This is a genomic window from Pseudomonas monteilii (assembly GCA_001534745.1).
GTDB classification, from domain to species: domain Bacteria; phylum Pseudomonadota; class Gammaproteobacteria; order Pseudomonadales; family Pseudomonadaceae; genus Aquipseudomonas; species Aquipseudomonas alabamensis.
The window spans coordinates 751,945-767,401 of record CP013997.1; the positions used below are offsets into that span (position 1 = coordinate 751,945).

Annotated in this window: 16 protein-coding genes; 9 read left to right on the forward strand and 7 right to left on the reverse strand. The window is 65.9% G+C overall.

Annotation, left to right across the window (positions count from 1 at the left end):
• Positions 1-24 precede the first annotated feature (24 nt).
• Positions 25-642: a peptidylprolyl isomerase gene (locus APT63_03370; protein ID AMA44727.1), complete on the forward strand. Its 618-nt coding sequence runs from the start codon at positions 25-27 to the stop codon at positions 640-642.
• A gap of 138 nt (positions 643-780) precedes the next feature.
• Here APT63_03370 and APT63_03375 read toward each other — a convergent pair whose 3' ends face one another.
• The 3 genes from APT63_03375 to APT63_03385 form a co-directional block, all read right to left on the reverse strand.
• On the reverse strand, positions 781-1,026 hold the full coding sequence (locus tag APT63_03375; GenBank protein AMA44728.1) for a hypothetical protein: 246 nt from the start codon (positions 1,024-1,026) through the stop codon (positions 781-783).
• Positions 1,027-1,171: 145 nt separating this feature from the next.
• A complete protein-coding gene (locus APT63_03380) occupies positions 1,172-1,510 on the reverse strand; it encodes an alkylphosphonate utilization protein (protein ID AMA44729.1) in 339 nt (112 codons plus the stop codon).
• Between the two features lie 123 nt (positions 1,511-1,633).
• Positions 1,634-2,602, reverse strand: a complete 969-nt coding sequence (locus APT63_03385; GenBank protein AMA44730.1) for an octaprenyl-diphosphate synthase — start codon at positions 2,600-2,602, stop codon at positions 1,634-1,636.
• Between the two features lie 245 nt (positions 2,603-2,847).
• Between APT63_03385 and rplU the strand changes: the two genes are divergently transcribed.
• The 5 genes from rplU to APT63_03410 all read left to right on the forward strand — a co-directional run bounded on the left by rplU (position 2,848) and on the right by APT63_03410 (position 6,642).
• Positions 2,848-3,162 (forward strand): 50S ribosomal protein L21, encoded by a 315-nt coding sequence (gene rplU, locus APT63_03390; GenBank protein ID AMA44731.1) that lies wholly within the window; start codon positions 2,848-2,850, stop codon positions 3,160-3,162.
• A gap of 36 nt (positions 3,163-3,198) precedes the next feature.
• The gene (gene rpmA / locus APT63_03395) at positions 3,199-3,456 is read left to right on the forward strand and encodes a 50S ribosomal protein L27 (GenBank protein AMA44732.1); all 258 of its coding nucleotides are present in this window, start codon (positions 3,199-3,201) and stop codon (positions 3,454-3,456) included.
• A gap of 207 nt (positions 3,457-3,663) precedes the next feature.
• Positions 3,664-4,887, forward strand: a complete 1,224-nt coding sequence (gene obgE / locus APT63_03400) for a GTPase Obg (protein AMA44733.1) — start codon at positions 3,664-3,666, stop codon at positions 4,885-4,887.
• Positions 4,888-5,051: 164 nt separating this feature from the next.
• On the forward strand, positions 5,052-6,170 hold the full coding sequence (locus APT63_03405; GenBank protein AMA44734.1) for a glutamate 5-kinase: 1,119 nt from the start codon (positions 5,052-5,054) through the stop codon (positions 6,168-6,170).
• 10 nt (positions 6,171-6,180) lie between these two features.
• Positions 6,181-6,642: a hypothetical protein gene (locus APT63_03410; GenBank protein AMA44735.1), complete on the forward strand. Its 462-nt coding sequence runs from the start codon at positions 6,181-6,183 to the stop codon at positions 6,640-6,642.
• A 650-nt stretch (positions 6,643-7,292) separates the two neighbouring features.
• Here APT63_03410 and APT63_03415 read toward each other — a convergent pair.
• Genes APT63_03415 through APT63_03425 form a run of 3 tightly spaced genes read right to left on the reverse strand, consistent with a single transcriptional unit; the run spans position 7,293 to position 12,098 of the window.
• The gene (locus APT63_03415) at positions 7,293-10,160 is read right to left on the reverse strand and encodes a chromosome partitioning protein ParA (GenBank protein ID AMA44736.1); all 2,868 of its coding nucleotides are present in this window, start codon (positions 10,158-10,160) and stop codon (positions 7,293-7,295) included.
• Complete coding sequence (locus APT63_03420; protein ID AMA44737.1) at positions 10,157-10,831, reverse strand: chromosome partitioning protein; 675 nt, start codon at positions 10,829-10,831, stop codon at positions 10,157-10,159. Before APT63_03420 ends, APT63_03415 begins: the two co-directional genes overlap by 4 nt.
• Complete coding sequence (locus tag APT63_03425; protein AMA44738.1) at positions 10,821-12,098, reverse strand: hypothetical protein; 1,278 nt, start codon at positions 12,096-12,098, stop codon at positions 10,821-10,823. Before APT63_03425 ends, APT63_03420 begins: the two co-directional genes overlap by 11 nt.
• A 167-nt stretch (positions 12,099-12,265) precedes the next feature.
• Here APT63_03425 and APT63_03430 point away from each other — a divergent pair, with 167 nt between their 5' ends.
• From APT63_03430 to APT63_03440, 3 genes are read left to right on the forward strand one after another with little or no spacing between them, the layout of a single operon-like run.
• Positions 12,266-13,063, forward strand: a complete 798-nt coding sequence (locus APT63_03430) for an energy transducer TonB (protein ID AMA47780.1) — start codon at positions 12,266-12,268, stop codon at positions 13,061-13,063.
• Positions 13,056-13,511, forward strand: coding sequence for a ribosomal-protein-alanine acetyltransferase (locus tag APT63_03435; GenBank protein AMA44739.1), 456 nt, complete (start codon positions 13,056-13,058; stop codon positions 13,509-13,511). Before APT63_03430 ends, APT63_03435 begins: the two co-directional genes overlap by 8 nt.
• 34 nt (positions 13,512-13,545) lie before the next feature.
• Positions 13,546-14,199 carry a carbonic anhydrase gene (locus APT63_03440; protein ID AMA44740.1) on the forward strand — a complete coding sequence of 218 codons (654 nt, stop codon included), beginning with the start codon at positions 13,546-13,548 and terminating at the stop codon, positions 14,197-14,199.
• A 42-nt stretch (positions 14,200-14,241) separates the two neighbouring features.
• Here APT63_03440 and APT63_03445 read toward each other — a convergent pair whose 3' ends face one another.
• Entirely contained in the window at positions 14,242-15,378 is a 1,137-nt protein-coding gene (locus tag APT63_03445) for a hypothetical protein (GenBank protein AMA44741.1), read from the reverse strand.
• Positions 15,379-15,457 lie beyond the last annotated feature (79 nt).

Here is a 15,457-nt window from a genome sequence, read left to right on the forward strand (position 1 = left end):
GACGCCCCGCAGCGGAGCACGTTCATGTCCGAAATCAACCTGTCCACCGACGAATCCCGCGTCAGCTACGGCATCGGCCGTCAGCTGGGTGGCCAGCTGCGCGACAACCCGCCACCAGGCGTGAGCCTCGAGGCGATCCTCCTGGGCCTGACCGATGCGTTCAATGGCCAGGACAGCCGCGTCAGCGAAGCCGATCTGTCGGCCAGCTTCAAGGTCATCCGCGAAGTCATGCAGGCCGAAGCCGCTGCCAAGGCCGAAGCCGCAGCTGCCGTGGGCAAGCAGTACCTGACCGACAACGCCACCCGTGAAGGCGTGATCACCCTGCCATCGGGCCTGCAGTACGAAGTGCTGGCCACCGGCGACGGCGCCAAGCCAGGCCGCGAAGCCACCGTGCGCACCCACTACCACGGCACCCTGATCGACGGCACCGTGTTCGACAGCTCTTACGAGCGCGGTCAGCCGATCGAATTCCCGGTCACGGGCGTGATCGCGGGCTGGACCGAAGCGCTGCAACTGATGAACGCCGGCAGCAAATGGCGCCTGCACGTGCCGAGCGAGCTGGCCTACGGCGCCCAGGGCGCGGGCAGCATCCCGCCGCACAGCGTGCTGGTCTTCGACGTCGAGCTGCTCGACGTTCTGTAAGCGATAAGCGGCAAGCTTCAAGCAAAAGCAGCGTGCAGTGCGTTATCGAGCGAGCACGCACAGTCCGCGCGGACTCGCTTTGGCTTGTAGCTTGTAGCTTGTAGCTTGTAGCTTGCAACTGACGGCTCGCCACCGCCGTCAGTGCCATTCATGCCCACCCGGTCGCAATGCCCGGGCATAGCAGAACAGGAACAGGTTCCTGACCATTTCCTTGAGCACACTCGGTTCGCTGGAATTCAGACAGCCCAGGTCCAGGTCGCCCTGGTCACGCAGTTCGTCGAGTGCTTCCTCTTCGAGCACGGCGCACACGCGACCGGTCTCTCGGTGCAGAATGCGCAGGTAAGGGTGAGGGCGGTCCAGCCAGGCGTCGATCAGGTACGTCATGAGCGTCTCCTCGAAAAACATTTCGATGAGAATAATTCTTATTATCAGAATAGCAAGTACCTATTGGCGGTTTTCATCTCGCCATGCCCGGTGCCCGTTGCAGGCAGGCCAAGGGCCACCGTGTGGCGGCCCTGGTAGGCAGGCCTCAGACCTTGCGCACGAACTCCGATTTCAGCTTCATCGCACCGATGCCGTCGATCTTGCAGTCGATGTCGTGGTCGCCGTCGCACAGGCGGATGTTCTTGACCTTGGTGCCGACCTTGACCACCAGGGACGAGCCCTTGACCTTGAGGTCCTTGATCACCGTGACGGTGTCGCCATCCTGCAGGACATTGCCGACCGAGTCTTTCTTCACCACCTCGTCGGAGGCCTCATCGGACGCGACAGTGGACCATTCGTGGGCGCATTCGGGGCAGATCAGCTGCGTGCCATCCTCGTAGGTGTATTCGGAATTGCAGCGGGGGCAGGGTGGCAAGGTGCTCACAAGGGTTCCTCAAGGGTGGGCGAAAAGGCGCAAATTATATGAGGTTTTGCCCCCGGAGGGATACGCCCGTCGCGATCGCGCGGGCGCATGACGTCATTTCAGGCAGGCCGGGAGGCCCGGCGCTCAGTGCGTGCGGGCGACGGCGAACTCGCTCAGTTCCACCAGGGCATCACGGCATTCGCTGGCCGGCAGCACTTCGAGGCAGGCGATGGCGCGGGCGACGTAGTCGCGTGCCATGCGCGCGGTGTAGTCCAGGGCGCCCGAGGCCTCGACCGCGGCGCGGATGCTTTCGAGGTTCTCGATGCCACCCTTCTGGATGGCCTGGCGGACCAGGGCTGCCTGTTCGGCCGTGCCTTCGCGCATGGTGTAGATGAGCGGCAAGGTCGGCTTGCCCTCGGCCAGGTCGTCGCCGACGTTCTTGCCCAGGGTGTCGGAGTCGCCCTTGTAGTCCAGCAGGTCATCGACCAGCTGGAAGGCCACGCCCAGGTGGTCGCCGAAGGTGCGCAAGGCTTCGCACTGCTCGGCGCTGGCGCCGGCCAGCGCGGCGGCACTGTGGGTGGAGGCCTCGAACAGCATCGCGGTCTTGCCGCGGATGACCTCCATGTAGACCTCTTCGGTGGTGCTGGCATCGCGTACCCGCGACAACTGCAGCACTTCACCCTCGGCGATCACCCGGGTCGCCCGGGACAGGATCTGCATGACCGGCATGGAGCCCAGCTGGACCATCATCTCGAACGAGCGCGAATAGAGGAAGTCGCCGACCAGCACGCTGGGTGCGTTGCCCCACAGGGCGTTGGCGGTGGAGCGGCCACGGCGCATGCCGGACATGTCGACCACGTCGTCGTGCAGCAGGGTTGCGGTGTGCAGGAACTCGATGGTCGCCGCCAGCAGGCGCAGGTCGTCGCCTTCGCGGCCCAGGGCCTTGCCGCAGAGCAGCACCAGCAAGGGCCGCAGACGCTTGCCCCCGGCCGACGTGATGTAGTCGCCGATCTTCGATACCAGCGGCACACGCGACGTCAGCTGCTGCTTGATGATCTCATCGACGGCGCTGAAATCTTCGGCCACCGCGCGATAGAAGGTCTGGGGTTGCATCGGTTGCTCCATTGAGGTTGCGCGGCATGCTAGGTCGCGGGTCCCGGTGTGTCAAGGCACGCGGGGCAGGCGGGCGGGGCGAGGCTTGCGTGCCGCTCGCCGGTTGCGTACAATCGCGCACCCTAACTTTCCTGGGCAGCACCTGCCTTACGCAATTGCACCGGGTCGTTCCAGCCCTGTGCAGCCATGCCAGCCAATACTTATCCTATAAAGCGCTGGGTGAGCAGGATTATCGGAGAAATACCATGTCTTACGCAGTAATTGTTACCGGTGGCAAGCAATACAAAGTCGCCGAAGGTGAATACCTGAAGATCGAGAAGCTCGAGATCGCCACCGGCGAATCCGTGACCTTCGATCGCGTTCTGCTGGTTGCCAACGGTGACGACGTCACCATCGGTGCACCCGTTGTCGCCGGTGCCAAGGTCGTTGCCGAAGTCATTTCGCAAGGCCGTCACGACAAGGTTCGCATCATCAAGTTCCGTCGTCGTAAGCACCACATGAAGCGCATGGGCCACCGCCAGTGGTTCACCGAGATCAAAATCACCGGTATTCAGGCTTAATCGCCTCGAACCCTGAATTTTTTGGAGAATTGAACCATGGCACACAAAAAAGCTGGTGGTAGTACCCGTAACGGTCGCGACTCAGAATCGAAACGCCTTGGCGTGAAGATGTACGGCGGCCAGGTCATCAAGGCCGGCAACATCATCGTGCGTCAGCGCGGCACCCAGTTCCACGCCGGCTACGGCGTTGGCATGGGCAAGGATCACACCCTGTTCGCCAAGATCGAAGGCGTGATCAAGTTCGAGAAGAAAGGCGAGTTCAATCGTCGTTACGTGAGCGTCGTCGCGGCCTGATCGCGTTGTCGCTGGAAAAGCCCCGTCACGCGACGGGGCTTTTTCGTTTCTGCGGAGCCTCTTGCAAAGCTGTTTGTATGGGCTGCCGGCGCTGAGTGTGACCACACAGGCCACCACGGTCGTTGACGGGGGTCGCCGCGCTCATTTTTGCAAGAGCCTCATGTTCTTGAGTCATTTCACCTCGTCCACCGACGAGAGGCGGTTTTTATGAAGTTTGTTGACGAAGTATCGATTCGGGTCAAAGCCGGCGACGGCGGTAATGGGTGCATGAGCTTCCGTCGGGAGAAGTTCATCGAGAACGGCGGCCCCAACGGGGGCGACGGCGGTGATGGTGGGTCGGTCTACATGGTCGCCGACGAAAACCTCAACACCCTGGTCGACTACCGTTACACCCGTCACCACGAGGCCCAGCGCGGCTCCAATGGCGGCAGCACCGACTGCACCGGCAAGAAGGGCGAGGACCTGTTCCTGCGCGTGCCGGTCGGCACCACGGTGATCGACGCCACCACCCAGGAAGTGATCGGTGACCTGGTCGCGCCGGGGCAGAAGCTGATGGTCGCCCAGGGCGGCTGGCACGGCCTGGGCAACACCCGCTTCAAGTCCAGCACCAACCGTGCGCCGCGCCAGACCACGCCGGGCAAGCCGGGCGATCAGCGCGACCTGAAGATGGAGCTCAAGGTACTGGCCGACGTCGGCCTGCTGGGCCTGCCCAATGCCGGCAAGAGCACCTTCATCCGGTCCGTCTCGGCCGCCAAGCCGAAGGTCGCCGACTACCCGTTCACCACCTTGGTGCCGAACCTGGGCGTGGTCAGCGTCGACCGTTGGAAGAGCTTCGTCATCGCCGACATTCCGGGCCTGATCGAAGGCGCCTCGGACGGTGCCGGCCTGGGGATCCGCTTCCTCAAGCACCTGGCCCGTACCCGCGTGCTGCTGCACCTGGTCGACCTAGCGCCGCTGGACGAGAGCAGCCCGGCCGATGCCGCCGAAGTCATCGTCAACGAACTGACCCGCTTCAGCCCGTCGCTGGCCGAGCGCGAACGCTGGCTGGTGCTGAACAAGACCGACATGCTCATGGACGACGAGCGCGACGAGCGCGTCAAGGACGTGGTCGAGCGTCTGCAGTGGGAAGGTCCGGTCTACGTGATCTCGGCCATCGCCAAGCAGGGCACCGAGCAGCTCAGCCACGACCTGATGCGCTACCTCGAAGACCGTGCCGATCGCCTGGCCAACGACCCGGCCTATGCCGAGGAGATGGCCGAGCTGGATCAGCGCATCGAAGACGAGGCCCGCGCCCAGCTGCAGGCCCTGGACGATGCCCGCACCCTGCGCCGTACGGGCGTGAAGAGCGTGCACGACATCGGCGACGATGACGATTGGGATGACTTCGAAGACGACGAGGACGGTCCGGAAATCATTTACGTGCGCGACTGACCGGTTGCAGTACACTGAACGCCGCGCCTTGGTGCGTGGTGCTCGGTCGAGGTGGGCTGGCCCTGCGGGAGATTTCCGCGAGGGTGGGCCGTTCGAATCCTCCTCCGACACCATGCCCAGGCGCGGCGTTTTGGTATCTACAGATCGACATAGGTTGGAAGAAGATGCGAGACAAGGTGACGGGCGCGCGGCGCTGGGTCGTGAAGATCGGCAGTGCCCTGCTGACCGCCGATGGCAAGGGGCTGGACCGCGGCGCCATGGCCGTCTGGGTCGAACAGATGGTCGCGCTGCGTGAAGCGGGCGTCGAACTGGTGCTGGTGTCCTCCGGGGCCGTGGCTGCCGGCATGAGCCAGCTGGGCTGGGCCCAGCGACCGAGCGCGATGAATGAGCTGCAGGCCGCCGCCGCGCTGGGCCAGATGCGTCTGGTGCAGGCCTGGGAGTCGAGCTTCGGCGAGCACGGCAAGCACACCGCGCAGATCCTGCTGACCCATGACGACCTGTCCGACCGCAAGCGCTACCTCAATGCGCGCAGCACCTTGCGCACGTTGGTGGAGCTGGGCGTGGTGCCGGTGATCAACGAGAACGACACCGTGGTCACCGACGAGATCCGCTTCGGCGACAACGACACCCTGGCGGCGCTGGTGGCCAACCTGGTCGAGGCCGACCTGCTGGTGATCCTCACCGACCGCGACGGCATGTTCACCGCCGATCCGCGGCACAACCCCGATGCCCAGCTGATCCACGAAGCCCGCGCCGACGACCCGAGCCTGGACGCGGTGGCAGGCAGCACGGGCGGCGCCCTGGGCCGCGGCGGCATGCAGACCAAGCTGCGCGCGGCGCGCCTGGCCGCCCGTTCGGGTGCCCACACCCTCATCGTCGGCGGACGGATCGAGCGCGTGCTCGATCGCCTCAAGGCCGGCGAACGCCTGGGCACGTTGCTGTCACCCGAGCGCGGCATGCTCGCCGCGCGCAAGCAGTGGCTCGCCGGGCACTTGCAGACGCGCGGTACCCTGATGCTCGACGCCGGCGCCGTGCAGGCCCTGCGTCAAGCCAACAAGAGCCTGCTGCCAGTGGGCGTCAAGGGCGTGCAGGGCAGCTTCCGCCGGGGCGAGATGGTGGTGTGCGTCGATCCCGATGGCCAGGAGGTGGCTCGTGGCCTGGCCAACTACAGTGCCGTCGAGGCGCAGAAGATCATCGGGCAGGCGTCGGATGCCATCCAGACGGTGCTCGGCTATGCGGCCGAACCAGAGCTGGTGCACCGCGATAACCTGGTACTGGTCTGAGGAGGCCATCATGTTGAAACCACTGCTTGCCCTGGCGCTGCTGGCCAGCGTGTCGTCGATGGCCGGTGCCGAGGAAATCGGCCGGGTGTCGACGGTGTTCAAGATGGTCGGTCCGAACGACCGGATCGTGGTCGAAGCGTTCGATGACCCCAAGGTGGAGGGGGTGACCTGCTACCTGTCACGGGCCAAGACCGGGGGCGTCAAAGGCGGGCTGGGCCTGGCCGAGGACCGTGCCGAGGCATCCATCGCCTGCCGTCAGGTCGGGCCGATCCGTTTCAAGGGTGAGTTGAAGGACGGCGACGAAGTCTTCAAGCAACGCACCTCGCTGGTGTTCAAGACCATGCAGGTGGTGCGCTTCCTCGACAAGAAACGCAATACGCTGGTGTACCTGGTCTACAGCGACCGCGTCGTCGAAGGCAGCCCGCAGAACGCCGTGACGGCAATCCCGATCGCGCCATGGCCGCAGCAGTGAGCGTACCGGGCTAGGCCAAGGTAGCGGATTCCACGGCCCCAGCGGGGCCGATGCCGCACGGCGGCGCCGCTTTGCCTATGCGTCAGCGCTGCATCCTCGCCAGCGCCGGAAAGGCTGACAGTCTGCATTGGCACCTGTGGGAGCTGGCTTGCCAGCGATAGGGCCCCTGCATCCTCCTCAAGTCGACAGGACGGCGCTCGACCTGTTGACGAAGCGGTGACGCTACCGCCGCCATCGCGGGCAAGCCCGCTCCCACACCCGTAGTCACGCCGCAGTACCCGTAGTGACGCCACAGTAGTACAGCTGATTGCGATCTCCATATGGGAGCAGAAGCCTGTCGGGGCAGACGGTGGCGGCTGATTCCACGACCCCGGCAGGGCCGTACGCGTCCGGTCAGGCGCTACTTTGCATCGTCGCCAGCGCTGAAAGGCTGGCAGGCTGCACTGGCACCTGTGGGAGCTGGCTTGCCAGCGATAGGGCCCTTACATCCTCCTCAAGTCGACAGGACAGCGCTCGACCTGTTGACGAAGCGGCGACGCTACCGCCGCTATCGCGGGCAAGCCCGCTCCCACAGGTGACTGAGCGATGGTCTGCAACGCCGTGGTGCGATCGCTCTGAAGAATGGCGCCTTCTCAGGCGCCTGCTTCCCATCAGCCCGGCATCGCCTCTTCTTCGACGTCCCGCACGTCCTCTGCCTCACCCGCCCGCACGTCCTCTGCCTCACCCGCCTGCACGTCCAGGCGGCTGATGTACTTCCAGTCCGCCTCGTCGAGGTAGATCCCGTTCGGCCCGCTACCGCCTTCCAAGTCGATCGCCACCCGTGCCGACACCTGCGGCTTCACGCTGGCCAGGATCGGCACGAAGCCCAGCTGCTGGCTGGTCTCGAGCAGGGCCGTCTGGTTGCGCTCGTCGATGTCCGCCGCTTCGTCCAGGTAGTAGGGCAGGCGCACGCGTCCGGCCAGGTCGCGGTCCATCAGGTGCAGCAACAGGTACATGTTGGTCAGCGCCTTGATGGTCATGGTGGTGCCGTTGGACGCTGCGCCATCGATGTCGGCATGGATCACCGGCTGGCCGTTGACCTTGGTGATCTCGAAGGCCAGCTCGAACAGGTCCCTGAGCCCCAGCTGGTTGTGGTTAGCGGCGACCAGGCGGGCCAGGTACTCCTTGGCTTCCTCGTTCTTGTGGTCCTGCTCGGCCGTCTGGCTCAGGTCGAACACCGACAACGTCTCGCCTTCCTCGTACTGGCCGGCGCTGTGGATGATCTGGTCGATGTGCTTGAGCGCCTCCTTGTTCGGCGCCAGCACCACGCGGAAGCTCTGCAGGTTGGACACCTGTCGCTTGTTGATCTCGCGGTTGAACAGCGCCAGTTGGTGCTCGAGGCTGTCATAGTCGCTGCGGATGTTGCGCAGGGTCCGGGCGATGTCGGTGACCGCCGCACGGCGGGCCTTGGCCAGGGTCAGCGCCTCGTCGCCGCGGTGGGCGTAGGCGTTGATCAGCAGGGTCAGGCGACGCTCCATGTCGTCCTCGCTGTCGAACTTGGCCACGCCTTTGAGGCGCACCTGCGCGTACAACGCCTCGATCTGGTTGTCGACCCGCTGCAGCCCCTGCCAGCTGTCCTGGTAGTCGTTGAGCAACGGCAGCAGGTTGTCCAGGCTGTCGTCGACCGGCTCCATGAACGGCGTGCCTAGGGGCAGGCCGGCCGGCAGCAGGTGACGGCGGCGCAGGGCGTCGTCGAGAGTGCGCTGGCGCGCCTCGAGGTCCGCCAGCTGTCGGCCGACCAGTTGCAACTTGGCCGACAGCTGCTGGACGCGCTCGGTGAAGGCGTCGCTGGAGCGCTTGAGCTCGTCCTGGGCCGCCTCGAGCTGGGCCAGCTGTTCCAGCTTCTGGGCTTCCTCGGCGCCCAGGGTCTGGGCGCGGCGATAGTCTTCCAGGGCCTTCTGCGCATCCAGCACCGCCTGGTACAGGGCTTCGCTCTGGGTCTTGCTGGCGGTGCGGTCGGCGCTCACCGACTGCTGGGTCTGCAGCTGGTGCAGTTCTTTTTCCAGACGATCCTTCTGCTCGCGCAGGGCCGCGCGATCGACCAGCGCCCGTAACGCCGGTGGATCGATGTGCGACAGGTCGATCGACAGGCCAGGTGCCTCGAAGCGCTCGCCGTTGAATCCTTCCAGCACGCGCTCGAGAGTCTTGACCCATTGCTCGCCGTCATCCAGCGCAAGGCCTGCCTGGCCCAGCGGCAGACTGAACAAGGCGCCGTTGAACAGGCGCATCAACCGCTCCAGGTCCTGCTGGGAGAATTCCTCGCGCAGACGGGCATAACTGTTGTTGTCGGCATGGTCGAGCTGCTGGCGGACCGACTTGAGCCGCGCCTGCACATCCTGCACCCGTTGATCCAGGTCCTCGGCACTGAACTGGCGCGATTGCGCCAGGGCGCCGGCCAGTTCGTCGTGGGCATCCTTGGCGGCCAGCAACTGCTGCTCCAGTACCCTGACGTCGTCCACCAGCGCGAAGCGGTGCTTGAGCACGGACAGCTCGCCCAGCCAGCGCTGTATGCCGGTCAGTTCCCGCTCCAGGCGCATCAGTTCCTGGGTGCTGTTGCGTTGGGTGTTCTGCAGGTTGTCCTGCTCGTGCTGATAGTGCTCGGCCTGGATGACCAGTTCTTCCTTGCGGGCGACGGCATAGTCCTGCCAGGTGCCGAGCAGGTGGTCGAGCAGCGGCGAGAGCCGGTGCAGCTTGCCGCGCAGCACGTCGCGCTGGGCGACGCCATTGGCCAGCGACTCGACGAGCGGCCCGGCGACGACCAGGGCGTTGTAGTCCTGCTCCATGCGCCGCACGTCGCGGAACGCTTCTTCGCAGGCGGCGATGTAGTCGATGCTGCCCGAACGCAGGCTGTGCTCGAACGCGTCCAGGAACAGCTGCTTGAGCTTGGCGGCGGTGATCTCGCGCATGTGCAGCAGGTTGATGAACAGCGCGCGGAAGGTCTTGAGGCTGTGCTCGCTGGTCGAGCGCAGCGGGATCAGCGTCAGGTCGAGCGGCACCGAGGTATGCCCGCCCACCAGCAGGCGGCGCAGCTCGTCGGGCTTGAGCTCGTAGGCTTTCAGGCCGTGGCGGTCGAGGTTGGCGAACAGCTCCTTCTGCCGCAGGCAGGTGTCGTCGCGCTGGTAGTGGGCCAGGTCCAGCTCGCCGGCGTAGGCGAAGAACTGATGGCCGAACCCGCCGCCCGGCCCACGCCCGACCACGCCGATCACATGGGGGCCATGGGGCAGGTTGAGCTCGCAGAGGATGTAGCTGGTGTCGCTGGCGAAGTAGAAGCGGCGCGACTGCTCCAGGCTGTACTTGCCGAAGCTCATGTCGGACATGCGCGCCAGGATCGGGAACTGCAGCGCATTGATCGAGGCCGACTTGCCCAGGTTGTTGGCGCCGTACACCGACAGCGGTTCCTCCAGCGGGAACACCCCCAGGCTGTAGCCGGCCGTGTTGAGCAGGGCGAAGCGGCGGATCCCGTAGCGTTCCTGGCTCATGGGTAGACCTCCTGCTGTTCTTCGGCAATGGCGCGGGCCAAGGCGTCGTCTTCATTGTCATCGAGGGCGTCGAAGCCGGTCGGCCCGTCGTCCTCGGCCAGGACCGGCGTCGGCAGCGGCAGGTCGCTGTGCAGCGTGGCCGCCAGGTCGCGGTCCTGCTGCACCGACAGGCAGACGTCGAGGAAACGGTGCATCGGCGGCAGGAAGCGGTAGAGGCCACCTTCCTCATGGGCGAACCCCAGCTGGGTCATGCGCCGCAGGATCTTTTCCTCCAGGTCCTCGACGCTCTGCACCTCGGCCTGGACGAACAGGTCGCGGTACTTGTCCAGCAGGGCGGGCAGTTCGTCACGGCCCAGGCTGCCGCCGTCGAGCACGGCGATGGGGTCGCGCCCCTGGTCGGCCAGGTGCTCCACCAGAATGAAAGTCATCAGCGACAGGCGCTGGGCCGTCTTGTTGACGTGGGCGGCGGCCTGTTCCGGGACGAAGTAGTAGAAACCGCGGGTGTCGCAGACCAGCTCGAAGCCCAGGGCCTTGAACAGGGTCCGGTAGGCGTCCTGGAACGTCGACAGCTGGGCGTACAGCTCCGGGTCGCGGCGGCTGATGTGGAAGCCTTTGTACAGCTCGCGGAACAGAGGCGCGAGCTGGGACAGTTCGGAAAGATCAAGATGCATGGACAGGGCCTGGCGTGGCGTCGGGCAAAGGCGCGCGACGGGAGGTCAGGGCGAACGAGCGCAGACTGACCTTGTGTTCATGGGTAAAGTAGTCGCGGCGCTCGAGCCGCTCGCGCTGAAAGCGCTTTTCGCGCGACAGGCGCGAGAACCAGTACAGCAGCTCGTCGGTCTCGCCTTCCGGCTCCTGCTCGAGCAGCCAGCTCATCAGGTCGGGCAGCGGCAGGGCCTGCTCGCAACGGTCGAGCATTTCCTTGACCGTGCGCGGTGCCTTGGCCGGGGCGTCCTTGTCGGTCTTGTGCGCCTTGGGAAAGCGCGCCGGCTTGGGCTCGAAACGCGCCAGGGCATAGACGTAGGCCTCGACTTGGCTGGCGCTGCCGAGAAAGGTGCTCTGCGGCCGGGTGAACAACGGCAGGGCGGCGTGGGGCAGGGCGTCGAGCCCCTTGCGCCGGATCACCGCCAAGGCCAGCGCCGCGCCCCGGGTCACGGTGTTGTGCCGGCGGGCTTCCTCGCGCAGGGGCAGCAGCAGCTCGCGGGCATGACGCAGGGTCAGCTGCGCGCTGGTCTGCATCTCCAGGATCCGCGCATGGGTGCGCAGCAATCGGTCATCGTCGACCAGCTGACCCAGGCGCGCCTGTTCGCTCAGCAGGTGCAGCAGCACTGTCTCGACCTTGCGCACGCCCTGCTCGAAGGCGCCGTCGGCGTTGACCAGCTGGATCATCGGCTCGACGTACTCGTCCCAGGTCGCCAGCACCTCGGCATACCGCTGGCGCAGCGGGATCTGCCGGTCGCGGGTCTTGGCACGCTCGGCCACCGCCACCAGCGCCTGCTCGTCGTTGTCGAGCTTCTTCAGCACGTCGCGCACGCGCATGTCGAGCAGGCGCAGTTGCCGGGCCAGGTCATCGCGATCGCGGGTTTCGAAGGCGTCCTGGATGTGCCCGGCCAAGCGTTCGAGGTGACGCAGGTAGGCCTCGATCTCTAGGCACAGGCCCAGCCGGTGCTCGCGGCGCAGGTAGGCCAGGAAGTCATGGATCTGCGCGTTCAGCTCGAAGCGATTGGGGCTTTTCGCCACGGGCACCAGGATGTCCAGGCGGATCCACAGGTCCAGCAGGTGGGTGACGTCCTGTGGCGTCGCCTCGCCGGGCTGGCGGGCCAGGTGCTGGCGCAGTTCCACCAGGCTCAGGGTGCCCTGGTCGAAGCGGGCGCACAGCGGTTCGAGCAGGGCCCAGTGTTCGGCGAGGGCGCGCAGGACGCGCTTGGGTTCGATCATCGACGGTCGGCTCGCTGCCAGGTCAAAAGCGCCAATTGTACTGTATCGCAGGGGCAGGATTTCACCCCCTGGTCGTTACGGCGGGTTTCCCATCGATCCAGTGCGGCGCGCACGCGGCAACGGCGGTAGAATGGCCGACCGTTCGCTGACCCTGGATGACCCGTGCCGTGCTGACCGAGTCTCGCCGCCGCGCTTATTTGAACGCCATGCAGGTGGTGCACTGGCTGCCGCGCGCCGAACTGCCGTTCGCGGCGCCCTCGCGGCCCGAGTTGCTGATGCCGGTGGCGCCACCGAGCGTGCCCGACAGGCCGAGCGTCGAGCCGGTGCCCCTGGCGGCACCCGGGCCGCGCCCGAGCGCTGCGCCACAGGCCCGCAGCGGCGAGCGCCCGAAGATCGAGATCCCGCGGCCTGCCGCGCTCGCCAAGCCGGCGGCGGTAGCGCCTGCCGAGGCCCCCAGCCCCGCGCCGCGCCCGGTGCAGACACCACCCCCGCGCTTTGCCCTGCAACTGCTGCGTGCAGGGCGTTGCCTGCTGCTGGTGGAGCTGGCCACCGGCCAGCCGTTCCAGAGTCGCGACCCGTCCTACCTGCTGCTCAAGGACATGCTGCGCGCCGCCGGCCTGTCGGACGCGCCACAGATCATCGGCGAGCCGGTGCGCTGGCCGCTGCTGATGCGCGGCAACCTCGACCAGGGGCCGGAGGCGGCGCAGGATTTCGTCCAGGGATTCATCCAGGCACGCCTCGAAGAGTCGCCCTGCGCATGCCTGTGGCTGATCGGCCTGCCAGCGATCCGGTTCGCCGGGCAGGCCGACGAGCAGGCGTATTACCGTGAACTACCGATCGACGGCCTGGGCGATGCCTGGGCCTTGCCGGGTCTTGAACTGTTGATGGACGAGCCGCAGCGCAAGGCGGACGTCTGGAAAGCCATGCGCCAGCTGATGGCGCGCTGGAACGCAATGAATGAGTGAATCGATCAGTTTCCGCCCGATGACCGAGGCGGATCTGGATGCCGTGCTGAAGATCGAGTATGCCGCGTTCAGCCATCCCTGGACCCGCGGCATCTTCCAGGATGCGCTCAAGTCGTACGAGGTCTGGTTGATGTTCGATGGCCAGCAGCAGGTGGGGCACGGCGTGATCAACGTGATCATCGACGAGGCGCACCTGCTGAACATCACCGTCAAGCCGGAGAACCAGGGGCGCGGGCTCGGCCTGCGCCTGCTCGAGCATCTGATGGCCCGGGCCTGGGCATTGAACGGGCGTGAGTGCTTTCTCGAAGTCCGGGCCAGCAACCAGTCGGCCTATCGCCTGTACGAACGCTATGGCTTCAACGAGATCGGTCGCCGCCGCGACTACTATCCCGCGCCAGGTGGCCGCGAGGATGCGCTGGTGATGGCCTGCACCTTGCTCGAAGCCTGATCCGATGACGCTGCTGCACTGACGAGGCACGACCATGCATGACCTGCAGGAACTGATCGACAACAACGCCCGCTGGGCCGACGAGATCAACGCGCGCGACCCCGAGTTCTTCGCCAAACTGGCGCGCCAGCAGACCCCGGAGTTTCTCTGGATCGGCTGCTCCGATGCCCGGGTGCCGGCCAACGAGATCGTCGGCATGCTGCCGGGCGATCTGTTCGTGCACCGCAATGTCGCCAACGTGGTGCTGCACACCGACCTCAACTGCCTGTCGGTGATCCAGTACGCGGTGGACGTGCTCAAGGTCCGGCACATCCTGGTGACCGGGCATTACGGCTGCGGGGGCGTGCGCGCGGCGATGCAGGATCGCCAGTTCGGCCTGATCGATGGCTGGCTGCGCTCGATCCGCGACCTGTACTACGAGAAGCGTGGCGAACTGGCGGTGCTCGAGGACGAGGAAGCCCGCGTCGACCGCCTGTGCGAGCTGAACGTGATCCGGCAGGTGGCCAACGTGGCGCACACCAGCATCGTCCAGAACGCCTGGCACCGGGGTCAGCCGCTGTCGATCCATGGCTGCATCTACGGCATCAAGGATGGCCGCTGGAAGAGCCTGGACACCACCCTCGAAGGGATCGACCAAGTGCCTGCGCAGTACCGGTTGCGGCCGGTGGAGGCAGGCACGAAGGCTTGACGTGTCTCGGTCAGGCCTCGCTGTCCACAGGGCGATTGGACGCTAGATCGGCTCGCGCAGATCGCGCAGGCGTCGCGTCATCTCGCCCGTGTTGCACTTGGCCGCCGCCTGCTCGGGCGTGTAGGTGCGCACCGTGCGGAAGAACAGCTCGCACGTCTGTTTTCTCTGCGTGACCTGCCAGCGGGTCGAGCAGGCCTCCAGCGTCTGCCTGGCATCGGCTTGGAGGTCGCGCCCCATGCCCGCCTGCCAGCAAGCCGCCGTCAGGTCCTGCCCCATCATCTTCAGGCCCGCCACGTCGGCTGCGTCCTGATCGCCGCCATGGCTGTTCTTGTTCGCCGCGTACCAGATCGCACTGGGGTGGTTGGCCCCCAGCACCGGCACGTGTGCACCGGGTTGCGGACTGATGCTGACCAGGTCCAGCACGCCGACCTTGGGGCCATACTGCTGCTCGATCCAGGTGTGCACGGGAGCACCGAAGGCGACCATCGGCAACGGGCTGGCAGCGCTCTGCAGGGTCATCTCGCGGACCATGCGCACCTGGTAGTCCTTGAAGTAGCCGTAGGTGTCCGCCAGGGCGGCACCTGCGCTGGCGGGTGCCGCGATCGGGGCGATGTCGACGATGGTCTGGTACGCCGGCGTCTGGTCGGCCTCCACGCCATTGAAGGTCAACAGCTCGGCCCAGCGGTCGGTGGTGCTGGAGCGCAGGTAGTCCTGGGCCTGGGTCAGCGAATAGTCGGGCGGGAAATGCAGCAGTTCGATGCTGCGGCGATTTTGCAGGGCCATGCCTAGCGGCAGGAACAGGTACCAGTCATAGGACCATTTGCCGTCCTTGTTCAGCCGGGTGGCGCCGTCGTAGGCCAGCTCACCGCTGTCGAGCAGCCTGCGCAGCGGTTCGGCATAGTGGGCGGGCACCTCGCTGAAGGTGGCGTGCAGGTGATCGTGGTCGCGGCGGACCTGCACCTGGGCGTTGGCATAGCCGTCGCGGCGTACGCTCTGGGTCAGGTAATGCTCGACGGTCTGTTCCAGCGTCCAGTCGCGGTAGCAGATCACATGGCAATTGTTGGGAAAGCCGAACAGGCGCGTGACACGCTGGGCGTCGCCCAGGTCGATGTGCGCGTCGGCCATGGCCAGGCCGCAGAAGGCGAGGGCGGCGAGGCCCGGTAAAGCGGATTTCGTCATGCTCGATTCCTTGTCAGGACCGCACGGTTGGGCGGCCGCGCGCATAGTGCGACAGGGCGCCTATCCGTGAGAAGCGTGA